10 protein-coding genes, 2 tRNA genes and 3 rRNA genes are annotated in these 16,567 nt (G+C 62.6%); 13 read left to right on the top strand and 2 right to left on the bottom strand.

The genetic code is table 11. The features are described 5' to 3' along the window. Nucleotides 1–100 precede the first annotated feature (100 nt). The 12 genes from pssA to aroQ all read left to right on the top strand — a co-directional run bounded on the left by pssA (nucleotide 101) and on the right by aroQ (nucleotide 13,348). Nucleotides 101–970 (top strand): CDP-diacylglycerol--serine O-phosphatidyltransferase, encoded by an 870-nt coding sequence (gene pssA / locus NFH66_RS14025; protein WP_349610820.1) that lies wholly within the window; start codon nucleotides 101–103, stop codon nucleotides 968–970. Nucleotides 971–1,569: 599 nt separating this feature from the next. Further along, nucleotides 1,570–3,107, top strand: a 16S ribosomal RNA gene (locus tag NFH66_RS14020). Between the two features lie 94 nt (nucleotides 3,108–3,201). After that, nucleotides 3,202–3,278: transfer RNA gene (locus NFH66_RS14015), tRNA-Ile, on the top strand. Nucleotides 3,279–3,400: 122 nt separating this feature from the next. Further along, nucleotides 3,401–3,476 (top strand) — tRNA-Ala (locus NFH66_RS14010). A gap of 213 nt (nucleotides 3,477–3,689) precedes the next feature. After that, a 23S ribosomal RNA gene (locus NFH66_RS14005) occupies nucleotides 3,690–6,576 on the top strand. Between the two features lie 82 nt (nucleotides 6,577–6,658). Beyond that, nucleotides 6,659–6,774: ribosomal RNA gene (gene rrf / locus NFH66_RS14000) — 5S ribosomal RNA — on the top strand. The 16S, 23S and 5S rRNA genes sit together here with 2 tRNA genes alongside, the layout of an rRNA operon. Before the next feature lie 137 nt (nucleotides 6,775–6,911). Next, on the top strand, nucleotides 6,912–7,613 hold the full coding sequence (trmB, locus tag NFH66_RS13995; protein WP_349610819.1) for a tRNA (guanine(46)-N(7))-methyltransferase TrmB: 702 nt from the start codon (nucleotides 6,912–6,914) through the stop codon (nucleotides 7,611–7,613). Continuing rightward, on the top strand, nucleotides 7,610–7,942 hold the full coding sequence (locus NFH66_RS13990; protein WP_502878678.1) for a DMT family transporter: 333 nt from the start codon (nucleotides 7,610–7,612) through the stop codon (nucleotides 7,940–7,942). Before trmB ends, NFH66_RS13990 begins: the two co-directional genes overlap by 4 nt. A 36-nt stretch (nucleotides 7,943–7,978) precedes the next feature. Continuing rightward, a complete protein-coding gene (dacB, locus tag NFH66_RS13985) occupies nucleotides 7,979–9,418 on the top strand; it encodes a D-alanyl-D-alanine carboxypeptidase/D-alanyl-D-alanine endopeptidase (protein ID WP_502878653.1) in 1,440 nt (479 codons plus the stop codon). Nucleotides 9,419–9,449: 31 nt separating this feature from the next. Continuing rightward, nucleotides 9,450–9,821, top strand: coding sequence for a diacylglycerol kinase (locus tag NFH66_RS13980; RefSeq protein WP_349610817.1), 372 nt, complete (start codon nucleotides 9,450–9,452; stop codon nucleotides 9,819–9,821). Between the two features lie 78 nt (nucleotides 9,822–9,899). Then, the gene (glnE, locus tag NFH66_RS13975; protein ID WP_349610816.1) at nucleotides 9,900–12,917 is read left to right on the top strand and encodes a bifunctional [glutamate--ammonia ligase]-adenylyl-L-tyrosine phosphorylase/[glutamate--ammonia-ligase] adenylyltransferase; all 3,018 of its coding nucleotides are present in this window, start codon (nucleotides 9,900–9,902) and stop codon (nucleotides 12,915–12,917) included. Next, complete coding sequence (aroQ, locus tag NFH66_RS13970) at nucleotides 12,914–13,348, top strand: type II 3-dehydroquinate dehydratase (RefSeq protein ID WP_349610815.1); 435 nt, start codon at nucleotides 12,914–12,916, stop codon at nucleotides 13,346–13,348. Before glnE ends, aroQ begins: the two co-directional genes overlap by 4 nt. Here aroQ and NFH66_RS13965 read toward each other — a convergent pair. Both NFH66_RS13965 and NFH66_RS13960 read right to left on the bottom strand, forming a co-directional pair. Then, a complete protein-coding gene (locus NFH66_RS13965; RefSeq protein WP_349610814.1) occupies nucleotides 13,345–14,292 on the bottom strand; it encodes an AEC family transporter in 948 nt (315 codons plus the stop codon). The two genes, aroQ and NFH66_RS13965, sit on opposite strands and share 4 nt — an antisense overlap. A 19-nt stretch (nucleotides 14,293–14,311) precedes the next feature. Then, nucleotides 14,312–15,097, bottom strand: coding sequence for an IclR family transcriptional regulator domain-containing protein (locus NFH66_RS13960; RefSeq protein WP_349610813.1), 786 nt, complete (start codon nucleotides 15,095–15,097; stop codon nucleotides 14,312–14,314). Between the two features lie 141 nt (nucleotides 15,098–15,238). Between NFH66_RS13960 and NFH66_RS13955 the strand changes: the two genes are divergently transcribed. After that, complete coding sequence (locus NFH66_RS13955) at nucleotides 15,239–16,567, top strand: class-II fumarase/aspartase family protein (protein ID WP_349610812.1); 1,329 nt, start codon at nucleotides 15,239–15,241, stop codon at nucleotides 16,565–16,567.

Here is a 16,567-nt window from a genome sequence, read left to right as displayed (position 1 = left end):
GTAACCGGGGTGGCCGCTCTGCTCCTTGAGGGCGCGGCTTTGCGCTTGTGGGTGGTCGTGCAAGAATGGCCGGCATCACTTCCAGGCAACGGATGAGACGATGAGTCAGGATCCCCACGGCAACGAGCACGCTGCACCGTCCCATGGCGAGGACCCGCCCCGGGAGGAGAGGCCTCCCCGGGACGAGGACCTGGCGTCGGCCTTCCTGCGCGAGACAGAGGTGATCGAGGAGGCGGAGGAGGATGGCCGCACCGTCAGGCGCAAGGGCATCTACCTGCTGCCCAACCTCTTCACCACCTCGGCGCTGTTTGCCGGCTTCTTCGCCGTGGTCGCCGGTATCGATGGCGACTTTGGCGCGGCCTCGGTGGCGATCTTCATCGCCATGGTGCTCGACGGCCTCGACGGCCGGGTGGCACGGCTGACCAACACCCAGAGCGCCTTCGGCGCCGAGTATGACAGTCTTTCCGACATGCTCTCCTTCGGGGTGGCACCGGCACTGGTGGCCTTTACCTGGATCCTCCAGGACATCGGCAAGACCGGCTGGGTGGTGGCCTTCCTCTACGTGGCCTGTGCCGCCCTGCGCCTGGCCCGCTTCAATGTGCAGGTCGGCAGCGTCGACAAGAAGTGGTTCATCGGATTGCCCAGCCCCTCGGCGGCGGCTCTGGTGGCGGCCAGCGTCTGGACCTTCCACAGCTTCGATGCCGAGGCCTTCGGCTTCAAGTTGCTGATGCTGGTGATCGTTGCCGCCGCCGGCGTGCTGATGGTCAGCAATATCCGCTACCACAGCTTCAAGGATATCGACCTCAAGGGGCCAGTTCCCTTCGTGGTGCTGCTGGCCATCGTGCTGGGCTTCGTGGTGATCAGCGTGGAGCCCTCTGTGATGCTGCTGCTGCTGTTCGGCGCCTATGTGGTTTCCGGCCCGGTGATGGCGACGATGCGCAAGCTGCGCCATGTGCCACCAATGGACTGACACAAGCCACCCTGTGCGAATCGACGCCCGCCACCCGCGGGCGTCGCTGTTTCTGAAACTTTTTCTCCGCAGGGCTTGCACCCCACCCGGGAAAGCCGTAAAGTACGCATCCGCTGCCGGCGACGAGCAAACGTTGCAGGCGGTGGAAATGGCAGAAGTGATTGTTCTGCATGGATTTTTTTTCGAAACAGGTCGCATCGCTTCGAAACATTCCGATTGACAATCGCCGCGCATTCGGTAGAATGCCCGCCACGGTTTCGCAGCCGCCTCGAGGGGCGGGGCAGTCAGCAGTCACGGCAAGCACGCTTCGCCAAACACCGCTTGACACCGCCAGGCGAAACGGTAGAATACGCCTTCCTCGCAGGGCGCTGACGACACGGAGTTCGCTTCGGTCGGCAGCAAGCGAGACGCTTCACTCGAAAGAGTCGAAGCCGCTCTTTAACAATCGATCAGGTAATTCATGTGGGCGCTTGTCGATGGCTCGGTGATCCATATCATTGAACCATCAAGGCAAGCGACTCGTCATAGATCTTCGGGTCTATTTGAGAACGTTTGAACCTTGAGCCAAGTTTGGTGCTGCTTCAAGCACTTATGATCTTAAACTGAAGAGTTTGATCATGGCTCAGATTGAACGCTGGCGGCAGGCCTAACACATGCAAGTCGAGCGGAAACGATGGAAGCTTGCTTCCAGGCGTCGAGCGGCGGACGGGTGAGTAATGCATAGGAATCTGCCCGGTAGTGGGGGATAACCTGGGGAAACTCAGGCTAATACCGCATACGTCCTACGGGAGAAAGCAGGGGATCTTCGGACCTTGCGCTATCGGATGAGCCTATGTCGGATTAGCTAGTTGGTGAGGTAGTGGCTCACCAAGGCCGCGATCCGTAGCTGGTCTGAGAGGATGATCAGCCACATCGGGACTGAGACACGGCCCGAACTCCTACGGGAGGCAGCAGTGGGGAATATTGGACAATGGGCGAAAGCCTGATCCAGCCATGCCGCGTGTGTGAAGAAGGCCTTCGGGTTGTAAAGCACTTTCAGTGGGGAAGAAAGCCTCGAGGTTAATACCTTCGAGGGAGGACATCACCCACAGAAGAAGCACCGGCTAACTCCGTGCCAGCAGCCGCGGTAATACGGAGGGTGCGAGCGTTAATCGGAATTACTGGGCGTAAAGCGCGCGTAGGCGGCGTGATAAGCCGGTTGTGAAAGCCCCGGGCTCAACCTGGGAACGGCATCCGGAACTGTCAGGCTAGAGTGCAGGAGAGGAAGGTAGAATTCCCGGTGTAGCGGTGAAATGCGTAGAGATCGGGAGGAATACCAGTGGCGAAGGCGGCCTTCTGGACTGACACTGACGCTGAGGTGCGAAAGCGTGGGTAGCAAACAGGATTAGATACCCTGGTAGTCCACGCCGTAAACGATGTCGACTAGCCGTTGGGGTCCTTGTGACCTTTGTGGCGCAGTTAACGCGATAAGTCGACCGCCTGGGGAGTACGGCCGCAAGGTTAAAACTCAAATGAATTGACGGGGGCCCGCACAAGCGGTGGAGCATGTGGTTTAATTCGATGCAACGCGAAGAACCTTACCTACTCTTGACATCGTGCGAACTTGGTAGAGATACCTTGGTGCCTTCGGGAACGCACAGACAGGTGCTGCATGGCCGTCGTCAGCTCGTGTTGTGAAATGTTGGGTTAAGTCCCGTAACGAGCGCAACCCTTGTCCCTATTTGCCAGCGATTCGGTCGGGAACTCTAGGGAGACTGCCGGTGACAAACCGGAGGAAGGTGGGGACGACGTCAGGTCATCATGGCCCTTACGAGTAGGGCTACACACGTGCTACAATGGCCGGTACAAAGGGTTGCGAAGCCGCGAGGTGGAGCCAATCCCGAAAAGCCGGTCTCAGTCCGGATCGGAGTCTGCAACTCGACTCCGTGAAGTCGGAATCGCTAGTAATCGTGAATCAGAATGTCACGGTGAATACGTTCCCGGGCCTTGTACACACCGCCCGTCACACCATGGGAGTGGACTGCACCAGAAGTGGTTAGCCTAACTTCGGAGGGCGATCACCACGGTGTGGTTCATGACTGGGGTGAAGTCGTAACAAGGTAGCCGTAGGGGAACCTGCGGCTGGATCACCTCCTTACCGATATGTCGCCGACTGTCGGCAAGTGCCCACAATGAATTACCTGATCGACCAGAGCAAAAGACTGTTTGGGTATAGGCCCAGCGTGACCTTCGGGTCTGTAGCTCAGTTGGTTAGAGCGCACCCCTGATAAGGGTGAGGTCGGCAGTTCAAATCTGCCCAGACCCACCATTCTCTGAACAGCCGGGCAGCTCAGTGGGTTAGAGCGCACCCCCGGAAGTTCTGTAAAGAGAAGGGTGAGGTCGCGGGGTTTGTTTCAAATCTGCCCAGACCCACCATTTAGCAATATCAGAGGGGCCATAGCTCAGCTGGGAGAGCGCCTGCCTTGCACGCAGGAGGTCAGCGGTTCGATCCCGCTTGGCTCCACCATCTTCCCACAGTCTTCGCTGATCGGATCCGCAGTCATAAGCCAGCATCGCATCACCGGATGTCAGGTTTATGACTGTCGATTGACAGTCTGCTCTTTAACAATGTGAATCATGCTGACAAACGTTCTTTCCGCAAGGAAAGAACACGAGATACGTCTCAAGCGTATCCGGCAATGTCGTGTGTCATCGCGGACCAGACCCTTTGGGGTTATATGGTCAAGCGATGAAGCGCATACGGTGGATGCCTAGGCAGCCAGAGGCGATGAAAGACGTGGAAGCCTGCGATAAGGCTCGGCGAGGTGGCAAACAACCTGTGACCCGGGCATCTCTGAATGGGGAAACCCACCCAGCATAAGCTGGGTATCCCACACTGAATCCATAGGTGGTGGGAGGCGAACCAGGGGAACTGAAACATCTAAGTACCCTGAGGAAAAGAAATCAACCGAGATTCCCCCAGTAGCGGCGAGCGACCGGGGACCAGCCCTTAAGCATGTGACGGATTAGACGAACGCGTTGGGAAGCGCGGCCATAGTGGGTGATAGCCCCGTAGTCGAAAATCTGATCATGTGAAATCGAGTAGGTCGGGGCACGAGAAACCTTGACTGAAGACGGGGGGACCATCCTCCAAGGCTAAATACTCCTGGCTGACCGATAGTGAACCAGTACCGTGAGGGAAAGGCGAAAAGAACCCCGGAGAGGGGAGTGAAATAGATCCTGAAACCGTATGCGTACAAGCAGTGGGAGCAGACACGTTCTGTGACCGCGTACCTTTTGTATAATGGGTCAGCGACTTATTTTCAGTGGCGAGCTTAACCGAATAGGGGAGGCGTAGGGAAACCGAGTCTTAACTGGGCGACCAGTCGCTGGGAATAGACCCGAAACCGGGCGATCTATCCATGAGCAGGTTGAAGGTTGAGTAACATCAACTGGAGGACCGAACCAGGATCTGTTGAAAAAGATTTGGATGACTTGTGGATCGGAGTGAAAGGCTAATCAAGCCCGGAGATAGCTGGTTCTCCTCGAAAGCTATTTAGGTAGCGCCTCACGTAGCACCGCCGGGGGTAGAGCACTGTTTCGGCTAGGGGGTCATCCCGACTTACCAACCCGAGGCAAACTCCGAATACCGGTGAGTGACGCGTGGGAGACACACAGCGGGTGCTAACGTCCGTTGTGAAAAGGGAAACAACCCAGACCGTCAGCTAAGGTCCCGAAATCCTGGTTAAGTGGGAAACGAGGTGGGAAGGCTCAGACAGCTAGGAGGTTGGCTTAGAAGCAGCCATCCTTTAAAGAAAGCGTAATAGCTCACTAGTCGAGTCGGCCTGCGCGGAAGATGTAACGGGGCTCAAACCAGGTACCGAAGCTACGGGTTCGTCGAATGACGAGCGGTAGAGGAGCGTCGTGTAAGCCGATGAAGGGAGATCGAGAGGTCTGCTGGAGGTATCACGAGTGCGAATGCTGACATGAGTAACGACAAGGGGAGTGAAAAACTCCCCCGCCGGAAGACCAAGGGTTTCTGTTCGACGTTAATCGGAGCAGAGTGAGTCGGCCCCTAAGGCGAGGCCGAAAGGCGTAGTCGATGGGAAACGGGTTAATATTCCCGTACCTCACTGTATTGCGATGGGGGGACGGAGAAGGCTAGGTGAGCCAGGCGTTGGTTGTCCTGGTGAAAGTCAGTAGGCTGAGGATTCAGGCAAATCCGGATCCTCAAGGCCGAGAGACGAGACGAACTGACCACGGTCAGGAAGTCATTGATGCCACGCTTCCAGGAAAAGCCTCTAAGCTTCAGATACAGTGGGACCGTACCCCAAACCGACACAGGTGGTCAGGGTGAGAATCCCAAGGCGCTTGAGAGAACTCGGGTGAAGGAACTAGGCAAAATGGTGCCGTAACTTCGGGAGAAGGCACGCCGCGTTAGTGTGAAGGCCCTGCGGCCGGAGCACGAGGCGGTCGAAGATACCAGGTGGCTGCAACTGTTTATTAAAAACACAGTACTCTGCAAACGCGTAAGCGGACGTATAGGGTATGACGCCTGCCCGGTGCCGGAAGGTTAAGTGATGGTGTTAGCGCAAGCGAAGCTCTTGATCGAAGCCCCGGTAAACGGCGGCCGTAACTATAACGGTCCTAAGGTAGCGAAATTCCTTGTCGGGTAAGTTCCGACCTGCACGAATGGCGTAATGATGGCCACGCTGTCTCCACCCGAGACTCAGTGAAATTGAAATCGCAGTGAAGATGCTGTGTACCCGCGGCTAGACGGAAAGACCCCGTGAACCTTTACTATAGCTTCACACTGGACGCTGATGTTGCTTGTGTAGGATAGCTGGGAGGCTTGGAAACCCGGACGCCAGTTCGGGTGGAGCCAACCTTGAAATACCAGCCTGGCATCATTGGCGTTCTAACTCAGGTCCGTTATCCGGATCGAGGACCGTGTGTGGTGGGTAGTTTGACTGGGGCGGTCTCCTCCCAAAGCGTAACGGAGGAGCACGAAGGTACCCTCAGTACGGTTGGAAATCGTGCAGTGAGTGCAAGAGCATAAGGGTGCTTGACTGCGAGACAGACACGTCGAGCAGGTACGAAAGTAGGTTCTAGTGATCCGGTGGTTCTGTATGGAAGGGCCATCGCTCAACGGATAAAAGGTACTCCGGGGATAACAGGCTGATACCGCCCAAGAGTTCACATCGACGGCGGTGTTTGGCACCTCGATGTCGGCTCATCACATCCTGGGGCTGAAGTCGGTCCCAAGGGTATGGCTGTTCGCCATTTAAAGTGGTACGCGAGCTGGGTTTAGAACGTCGTGAGACAGTTCGGTCCCTATCTGCCGTGGGCGTTGGAGATTTGAGAAGAGCTGCTCCTAGTACGAGAGGACCGGAGTGGACGCACCTCTGGTGTTCCGGTTGTCACGCCAGTGGCATTGCCGGGTAGCTATGTGCGGACAGGATAACCGCTGAAAGCATCTAAGCGGGAAGCCCCCTTCAAGATGAGATCTCCCCGAGGCCTCGAGCCTCCTGAAGGACCCAGCGAGACCAGCTGGTTGATAGGTCGGATGTGGAAGCGCTGCAAGGCGTTGAGCTAACCGATACTAATTGTCCGTGAGGCTTGACCATATAACACCCAAGGGGTCTGTGATGACCCACGACACCGGATACGCACGAGACGTAGCGTGTCAGCATGATTCCGCGTTTTTCGCCTGACGACCATAGCGAGTGTGAACCACCTGATCCCATGCCGAACTCAGCAGTGAAACCGCTCAGCGCCGATGGTAGTGTGGGGTCTCCCCATGTGAGAGTAGGTCATCGTCAGGCACTTATTGAAAAAAGCCCCGAGCTCCTTGTGAGTTCGGGGCTTTTTGCATGTGGGGATTTGTGCATCTGGGGCCGCCATGCGGCGGCCGGGAGGGGCTGGTAGAATCACCGCTCGTTTCGCGTCGCAGCAGGTCGTCATGCAAGCCATTTCACGTCGCATCGTTACCAATCAGGCTGGCCCGCACAAGGCCCTGGAGTCGCGCGTGGCGCGGGCTTTGCAACATCCGTGGCGCAAGCCAGTGGCCGAGCACACCCGCGAGGCCTTCGCCTCCGCCGCATGCTGGCGTGAGGCGCGTGCCGAGATGCCGCTGATTCTGGATGCCGGGTGCGGAGTGGGCATTTCCACTCGCCAGTTGGCCGAGACCTTTCCCGACCATGTGGTGATCGGCATCGATCGCAGCGACAGTCGGCTGACTCGTGAGCACGGGCCGCTGCCCGACAATGCGCTGCTGGTCCGCGCCGATCTGGCGGATTTCTGGCGGCTCGCCTTCCGGGCAGGCTGGCGGCCGGCTCGTCACTACCTGCTCTACCCGAATCCCTATCCCAAGGCGGCACTTCTCAAGCTGCGTTGGCATGGCCATCCGGTGCTGCCGTTCATCCTGGCACTGGGCGGTCGCCTGGAGTTGCGCTCCAACTGGAGGCTCTATCTGGAGGAGTTCCGCCAGGCGCTGAAGCAGGCCACCGGAGTAGAGGTGGCCGTAGAGCCCCACCTTCCCGGTGAGACTTGCCTGACCCCCTTCGAGAGAAAGTACCACGTCAGCGGTCAGCCGCTCTGGCGGCTGGTGGCCGAGCTGTTGCCTGATCCCACGCTGGTTCCCGCAGACCAAGGAGAGCACTGATGGCATTCGTCTACCTGGCCCTGGCCATTGTCGCCGAGGTGGTGGGAACCACCGCCCTCAAGGCATCGGAGGGCTTCACCAAGCTGTGGCCGAGCGTGACCGTGATGGTGGGTTATGGCCTGGCCTTCTATCTACTGGCCCTGGTATTGCGCAGCATTCCGGTAGGCATCGCCTATGCGATCTGGGCGGGCCTCGGCATTGTGCTGGTGACCGTGGCGGGCGCCGTGCTCTATGGTGAAAAGCCGGACCTACCGGCACTGCTGGGGATTGCCATGATCATCGGCGGCGTCGCGGTGATCCAGCTGTTCTCCGCTGTCTCCGCCCACTGACGACCTCCACGACTACTTTCCTTCATGAGTCCTGTCATGCGCCTTCGTTTCCGCCTTGCGGCTATCATCCCGTTGCTGTGTCTCACCATGTCCGTACAGGCTTCCGGCTTCGATAATCTTTCTCGCCTGACCGAGAGGGGGTTTCATCTCAGCGCCGAAGCGAGGCTGCTGGATGATGCTACCGTGCTGGCGGCGATCGAACCGGAACGACAGCTATCTCCTGCCTCGGTGAGCAAGAGCTATCTTGCCGCGGCAGCCCTGGATCGCTGGGGGCCGCAGCATCGCTTCACCACACGATTGGTGAGCGAGGGGCGCCCGAACGATGCGGGGGTCCTGGAGGGTGACCTGATCCTCGATGGTGGTGGCGAACCGGCGCTGACCACGGAGGATCTGTGGCGCCTGGTGCAGCGACTGTATCAGGCGGGTGTTCGTGAGGTAGGCGGCAGGCTGCTGGTCAGCGAGTGGCGTTTCGGGCCGGTGGAGTGCATCACGACCGACCGCTGCGAGGCCCGCGAGCGTACCCGCCATGCCTACAGTGCGTTGCTCTCCTCGGCCGGGGTCAACTACGGCAACTGGTGTGTCAACGTGGCGCCGGCGAATGCGCCTGGCGAGTCGGCGAGAGTCAGCGGCTGCGACAGCCAGGCGGCCATCCTGGCCATCGACAACCGCGTGGTGACCCGTCCGGACAACAGCGGCACCCAGATCAGCGCCGAGCGCGTCACTCGCGACGGGCGCGATGTGATGCTGCTGAGCGGCCAGATCTCCACCAATGCCCAACCGCGGGATATCTACCGGGCAAGCTCCGATCCGGCCGACCAGATGGCGTTGACGCTGCTGGCGATGCTCGACCAGTCGGGTATCGCGGTCGCCGGCGGTGCGGATACCACCCAGGTAGCGCCGCCGGCGTCAGCGGTGACGCTGGCTGCCGTGGATGGCAAGCCGCTGCAGGAGTTGCTGCTGCGCATGATGCACTACTCCAACAACTACATGGCCGACATGCTGGCCCTGAACCTGGTGGAGTCGCCCCGCGCCGACTTGCGTTCAGGCGGTGCTGCCATCGAGGCCTTTGTGGCCGGCATCCCAGATCATGGACCGGTGACGTTGCTCAGCGGCAGCGGGTTGACACCGGAGAACCGCACCTCGGCCCGCGGTGCCAATGTGCTGCTGGACAGCCTCTATCACCGCCCCTCCCTGTTTCCCAGCTTCGTGGCGACCCTGCAATCCCCGGACAACGGCGTCATGCGTTTCATTCGCCGTGGTTCCGACACCTTCCGGCGCCATGTGATGCTCAAGACCGGCACGCTCAACCAGCCGGTGGCGGTGAGGGCCGTGAGTGGCTACTTCCGCACCGCCAGCGGTCGTTGGGGGGCCTTCAGCGTGCTGGTCAATGGTACCGGCAACACCCCCTACCTGAGCTGGCCGGAGGTACTGGATCCACTGGCGCTGGACCTCGAGCAGATGATCGGCAACCATTGAGCGGCTTGGCCAATACCCCAAGGAATCGACGATGAAACCTGGACACACCGGCTGGCGTCACCTGATGCACTCCACCCGATACTCGTGGATGGGGCTGAAGGCCGCCTGGCGCCACGAGTCGGCATTTCGACAGGAGTTGACTCTCTGCCTGCTGCTGCTGCCACTGGTCTGGTGGGTCGGTGATGGGCCGGTGGAGTGGCTCCTGCTGCTTGGCAGCTGCGCGATCGTACTGATCGTGGAGCTTCTCAACAGCGCCATCGAAAGTGTCGTGGACCGTATCGGCCCCGAGCACCACGAGCTCTCCGGGCGTGCCAAGGACCTCGGTTCCGCCGCGGTCATGGCGTCGCTGCTGCTGGCCGGCCTGACCTGGCTGCTGCTGCTGGGACAGAAGTTCTTCGGCTGATACGTTGCCGTGACGGGTGCCAGCAGGGGGCCCCTTCACTATGCTGGGCGTATTCGCCAATTCGGATGCGAGGCGCCCATGCCCCTGCCTGATGACTTCCTGCCGTTGATCGATATTCCCGCCGTCCTCAAGGCGCCGCTGGAGCGAACCCGGGTGCGGCTGGCCGAAGCGCTGGGCCAGGCCGAGAGTATGGCGGAGATGACCGACCGCGACTCTCCCCTGGAGGACTGGCTGGGACTCGCCGAGCCGCGTCGCGAGCAGTTGGCCCGGGTGCTGGCCATATCGGATTTCGTGGCCGAGACCCTGGTGCGCTACCCCGACTGGCTCCTGCACCTGGACGCCAATGGTGAGCTGGACGCCGCCCCGGAGGCCGAGGTCCTGCGGGGCTGGCTCGCCGAACGCCTCGAGGAGGCCGAGGACGAGGCGGCCATGCACGCCGCCATTCGGCGTTTCCGGCGCGCACGCATGGTCGGCATCGCATGGCGCGACCTGACCCGCCCCGAGGGCATCGACATGTGGGCCACTGCGGCGGCGGTATCGCGGCTGGCCGAGACCTGCCTGGAAGCGGCGCTCGCCTGGCTGGAGCACTTCCTCGAGCCCCGCTGGGGGCGTCCCGCTCTGCGCCGCGATGGCAGCGAACAGCGCCTGGTGGTGCTGGGCATGGGCAAGCTCGGCGCCGGCGAGCTCAACCTCTCCTCAGATATCGACCTGATCTTCGCCTTTCCCGAGAACGGCGAGACCACGGGGGGGCGCAAGTCCCTCGAGCACCAGGAGTACTTCACCAAGCTGGGGCAGCGGCTGATCGCTGCCCTGGATGCGGTCACCGCCGACGGCTTCGCCTTTCGCGTCGACATGCGCCTGCGCCCGCTTGGCGACGGGGGGCCCCTGGTCGGGAGCTTCAACTCGCTCTCGGGCTACTATCAGGACCAGGGGCGCGAGTGGGAGCGCTATGCCATGCTCAAGGCGCGCCCGGTGGCCGGCGACCTGGATGCCGGTGCCGAGTTGTTGGCCGGGCTGCGCCCCTTCGTCTATCGCAAGTACCTCGACTTCGGTGCCATCGAGTCGCTGCGCGAACTCAAGGGCATGATCAATCGCGAGGTGCGCCGCAAGGGCATGGAGGGCAATATCAAGCTCGGCCCCGGCGGTATCCGTGAGGTGGAGTTCGTGGTCCAGGCCTTTCAGTTGATCCGCGGTGGTCGCGACACCGAGTTGCAGGTGACCTCGCTGAAGAGCGCCCTGGAACGCCTGCCCGAGCTGGGGCTGCTGCCCGCCGAGGTGGTCGAGGAGTTGTTGCCCGACTACGTCTTCCTGCGCGACCTGGAGCACGCCCTGCAGGCCCTGGAGGATCGCCAGACCCAGAGCCTGCCCGCTGACGACCTCGACCGTGAGCGGGTGTCCCTGGCGCTGGGCATGGAGGGCTGGCCGGCACTGATGGCACGGCTCGACGAGGTTCGCACCCGGGTGCGCCGCCATTTCGATGCGGTGATCGCCGATCCCGAGGAGGAGTCGGAGGAGGTCGCCGAGGCGACCGCCGGCGGCATTCCCCTGGAGCAGTGGCGGGCGCTGTGGCGAGGCGAGCTCGACGAAGAGGAGGGCGTGACACTGTTGGGCGACGCCGGCTTCGTCGACCCCGCCGCCGCGGCCCGTCGGCTCGCGGCGTTCCATCACTCCCGCCAGGTGCAGGGCATGCAACGGATCGGCTTCGAGCGCCTGGAGGCCCTGTTGCCGCTGCTGCTCGATGCCGTCGCGGCGAGCGATACCCCCGATACTGCCCTGGAGCGCGTACTGCCGCTGATCGAGTCGGTGCTGCGGCGCACCGCCTATCTGGCGCTGCTGCGCGAGAATCCCGATGCCCTGGGGCACCTGATGACGCTGTGTGCGGCGAGCCCCTGGATCGCCGAACACATGGCGCGCAACCCGATCCTGCTCGATGAGTTGCTGACCCCCGAGACCCTCTACTCGCCTGCCGACAAGTCGCGGCTCGCCGATGAGCTCCGCCAGGTCCTGGCGCGGATTCCCGAGGAGGACGAGGAGGCCCAGCTCGAGGCCCTGCGGATCTTCAAGCACGCCCAGACGCTGCACGTGGCGGCTTCGGATGTCGCCGGCACTCGCCACCTGATGAAGGTGAGCGACTACCTTACCTATATCGCCGAGGTGATCCTCGAGGCGGTACTGACCATGGCCTGGAAGCACCTGACCCGCAAGCACGGCTTCCCCGAACTGGCCGGCGGGGGGCGCGCCGACGCCGAGCCCGCCTTCCTCATCGTGGGCTACGGTAAGCTGGGCGGCATCGAACTTGGCTACGGCTCCGATCTCGACCTGGTGTTCATTCATGACGGCGCCACTCAAGGCGAGACCGACGGCAAGCGAGTGCTGGATAACGCTGTCTTCTATACCCGCCTGGGTCAGCGCATCATTCACCTGCTCACCGCGGTAACGCCGGCCGGGACCCTCTACGAAGTTGACATGCGGCTGCGCCCCTCGGGCAATTCCGGGCTGCTGGTCACCTCGCTCAACGCCTACGCCGACTACCAGCGCCGCGAGGCCTGGACCTGGGAGCACCAGGCGCTGGTGCGTGCCCGAGTGGTGGCGGGGCATCCGCGGCTGACCGAGGGCTTCGATGGCGTGCGTCGCGAGGTCCTCGGCCGTGCGCGCGATGTCGAGGCACTGCGCGGGGAGGTGGTGAAGATGCGCCACAAGATGCGCGACCACCTGGCGGGCAAGAGCGGGGAGGGGGAGTTCGACCTCAAGCACGACCCCGGCGGCATGGTCGACCTCGAGTTCTTGTGCCAGTTTGCCGTGCTGGCCATGGGTCATGAGACCCCGGAGCTGCTGGCCTACAGCGACAATATGCGGATCCTCGAGACCCTGGAGGCCACCGAACGGCTGCCGGCCCGGGAGTGCCAGCGCCTGCGCGAGGCCTATCTGGCGCTGCGCAGCGCCGCCCACCGCGCCTCGCTGACCCGCGAGCCGGCCCGCGGCCGCGACGAGGCCTTCCAGGAGCATCGCCGGGTGGTCAGCGAGGCGTGGCAGCGGCTGCTGGAGCCGGCAACAGACAGTAACGGACAGGATCGATTGCCCAAGGAGTCCCAATGAACAAGGTACTGGTACTGCACGGCCCCAACCTCAACCTGCTGGGCACCCGCCAGCCGGAGATCTACGGCTACGAGAGCCTGGAGGACATCGATAACGCGCTGTTCGAGCAGGCGGCGCTGGGGGGCTGGGAGGTTCGCTGCCGACAGAGCAACCACGAGGGGGAGTTGATCGACCTGATCCATGCAGCGCGACTGGATGGCACCGCGGCGATCATCATCAATCCGGCGGCCTACACCCACACCTCGGTGGCGATCCTCGATGCCCTCAACGCCTTCGATGGCCGGGTCATCGAGGTGCATCTCTCCAACGTGCACAAGCGTGAGGGCTTCCGTCACCACTCCTATGTCTCGCTACGCGCCGACGGGGTGATCGCCGGCCTGGGCAGCCAGGGCTACCGCGCCGCCCTGGAGGCGGTAATGCAGGCCGCCTAGAGCGGCAGCAGGCCGAACAGGGTCAGCAGCCAGATCATCAGGCTGATGGTGAGGAAGGAGGCCAGTGTACCGATCATCAGTGCCGCGGCGCTGGTGTCGCCCTGGTCGAACTGCTTGCCGAACAGCGGGTAGACGCTGATCATCGGCGCACAGGCGAACAGCAGGCCGGCGGCGATCATCAGGGGGTCCGGGGAGGGCAGCAGCAGGAAGAAGATCAGCACCGCCAGGGGGTGGAGTAACAGCTTGCCGATCACGACCTGTCCCATGTCGGCCGCCATGCCGCGTATCTTGAGTCCATGCAGCATTCCCCCGATGGTGAACAGTGCGGCCGGCCCGGCGGCCTCGGCAAGCATGTCGATGGACCGGCTCAGGGGGCCGGGGAGTTGCCAGCCGGTCAGGGCCAGTATCACGCCGCACAGCAGGCCGACCAGCACCGGGTTGCGGGAGAGCCTGGCGAAAGTCTTGCGAACGATCCGGGAAAGCCCACCGCCATTGTGGCGACTGGCCTCGGCCAGGGTTAGCGCCACGGGGATGATCAGCATGGTCTCCACGACCATGTTCAGAGCCATGAAGATCGCCGCCGGTGCCCCGATGACCATCACCGCCACCGGATAGCCGATAAAGCCGCTGTTGGCCGCCGACATGCCCAGGGCATGGATGGCAGCGGCGTCCAGGGAGTGGCCACGCCGGTGCGAGAGGGTAAGTCCCACGGCGAAGACCACCGCCGAGCCCAGGCCGTAGGCCAGCAGGTAGCCGACATTCAGGGCTTCTTCGAGCGGGGTGGCGGTCAAGGCGCGGATCAGCAGTGAGGGCAGAGCGAAGTACATCACGAAGGTCGCGATGCCCTGCATATTGTCGCGACTCACCAGTCCGGAAAGCGCCGCCAGGAAGCCGGCACCGATCAGCAGGAAGATCGGTAGCGTGATCGATAGTATCTCCAGCACGAGGCTTTCCTTGGCGTGATTAGCTGATGGTAGTGCGGATCTCGCGGGCCTTCTGCAGCAGCAACGGCAAGTACTCCCCGATCAGGGTCTCGTGGCCGATTCGCGCGGCGTTGGTGCTGATGTTGATGGCACCCAGCAGGTGGCCGTTGGCATCGAAGGCGGGAACCGCGATGGAGCGCAGTCCGGAGTCGAGTTCCTGGTCGGCGATGGCATAGCCTTGCTGGCGCACCTTGAGGATGCATTTCCTTAGCTCGCCCTTGTCGACGATGGTCTTGTCGGTATGTTGCTGCAGCACCGTCCGCTCCAGCCAGGCGTCCAGCTCCGCATCCGGCAACTGGGCGAGCAGGACGCGGCCCATGGAGGTATGGGCCGCCGGTAGCCGGGTACCCACCGACAGGGTGATGGCCATCAGCCGGTGGCGTGAGGAAGAGCGGGCCACGTAGGTCACGTCCTCGCCGTCGAGGACGCCCAGCGATGAGGACTCGCCGCACTGCCGGGTGATATCTTCCAGGATCTGCTGGATCACGCTGCGGTAGTTGTTGCTGGACAGGAAGGCATAACCGAGCTGCAGCACCTTGGGGGCCAGCTCGAAGACGCGCTGCTGCTTGCGCACATAGCCCAGGGCATGAAGGGTCAGCAGGAAGCGCCGGGCGCGGGCCCGGTTCATGCCGGTACGGGCTGCGACCTCGCTGAGCGTCATCCGCGGATGCGCCGCGTCGAAGGCCAGGATCACCTCCAGTCCGCTGGCCAGGGCGGTGACGAAATCACGGTCGTCGGGGCTGAGAACCTCTTCCTCTGGTGTCATTGGCGTTTCATCATGGGACTTGCTGAGTTGCTCATGGGTGAGTCTCCAATCTAGCATAGCGTTCGAATTGCGAACACTTGTACGGCATTGGGCTTTCGTCGGTTGGCCCAGCTTGCAGACCACTGAAACCGGGAGACCACCATGCCTGCTTCCTTGCTACAGCATCCCTTCATGAGCCAGACGGCACTCGCCGAGACCACGTCAGAGCGCATGGTCCAGGCCATGTTGACCTTCGAGCTGGGCCTGGCGGAGGTCCAGGAGGCGTGCGGGGTCGTGCCCGCCGGCGGCAGTCGTCAGATGCGCGATATCCTTGCCGCGCATGCCTTCGACGTGGAGGCCATCGCCGCGGGCATCGCCAGCGGCGGCAACGCCGCCATACCCTTCGTCAAGCAGGCGCGGGCGGCGTTGCCCGATGAGCTCAAGCGTTACTTCCACCAGGGCGCCACCAGCCAGGACGTGGTGGACTCGGCATTGATGCTGCTGCTGAAGCCCCGCCTGGCGGCACTGGATCTCCTGCTGGTGCGCTGCCGCGCTGCCGCCATCACGCTGATGGAGGCCCATGCCGGCACGGTGATGGTGGGACGCACCCTGATGCAACAGGCGCTGCCCATCACCTTCGGGGTCAAGGTCGCCCACTGGGCTATCGGCCTGGAGCAGGCGCGCCGCCGCCTGGCCGGAGTCGAATTGCCGGTTCAGTTCGGTGGCGCCGTGGGGGTGCACTCGGGCTGGGATGAAGCGGGGCTCGACTTCATGGATGGCCTGGCCCAACGCCTGGAGCTGAGCACTCCGGTGCTGCCCTGGCATACCGACCGCCAGCCGATCCATGCCCTGGCCACGGCCCTGGATGCCGTCGCCGGCGGCGCCGAGAAGCTGGCGCTTGACGTATCCCTGCTGACCCAGACGGAGCTCGGCGAGGTGGCCGAGCCCTCGGCCCCCGGCATGGGTGAATCCTCCTCGATGCCCCACAAGCGCAATCCGGTGCGCTGCGCGCTGATCCGCGGCGCCGCCCGCCAGGTACACGGCCATACTACGGTACTGCTCAACGCCGCCGCCCAACCGCTGGAGCGCGGACTGGGCGAATGGCACGCGGAGTGGGCGCCCTTGATCGACAGCGCCCTGCTGCTGGAGGGGGCGCTTGCGCAGACCGCAGTGCTGCTCGAGGGGCTGGAGGTGCACCCCGAGGCGATGCGGCGCAACCTGGCCGCCACCGGCGGCGGCATCATGGCCGAGCCGGTGGCCAAGCTGCTGGCGCCGATCCTCGGCACCGATGCCGCGAAGCGGATCAGCGCCGAGGCCGCCGAGACGGTGCGCCAACGGGGGGGCTCCTACGCCGCGGCCCTCGAGGCCCACCCCGAGGTGCAGGGTAGGTTGAATGCCGAGAGCCTGGCGGAGGCCACGGAACCGGCATTATACATTGGTAGTAGTCGTGCCCAGGTGGCGCGCGCCATACAGTGGCTTCTCTCCCATTAA

This window comes from Halomonas sp. H10-9-1 (assembly GCF_040147005.1).
Taxonomy (GTDB): Bacteria; Pseudomonadota; Gammaproteobacteria; order Pseudomonadales; family Halomonadaceae; genus Halomonas.
This window is presented reverse-complemented; position numbering and strand designations above follow the sequence as displayed.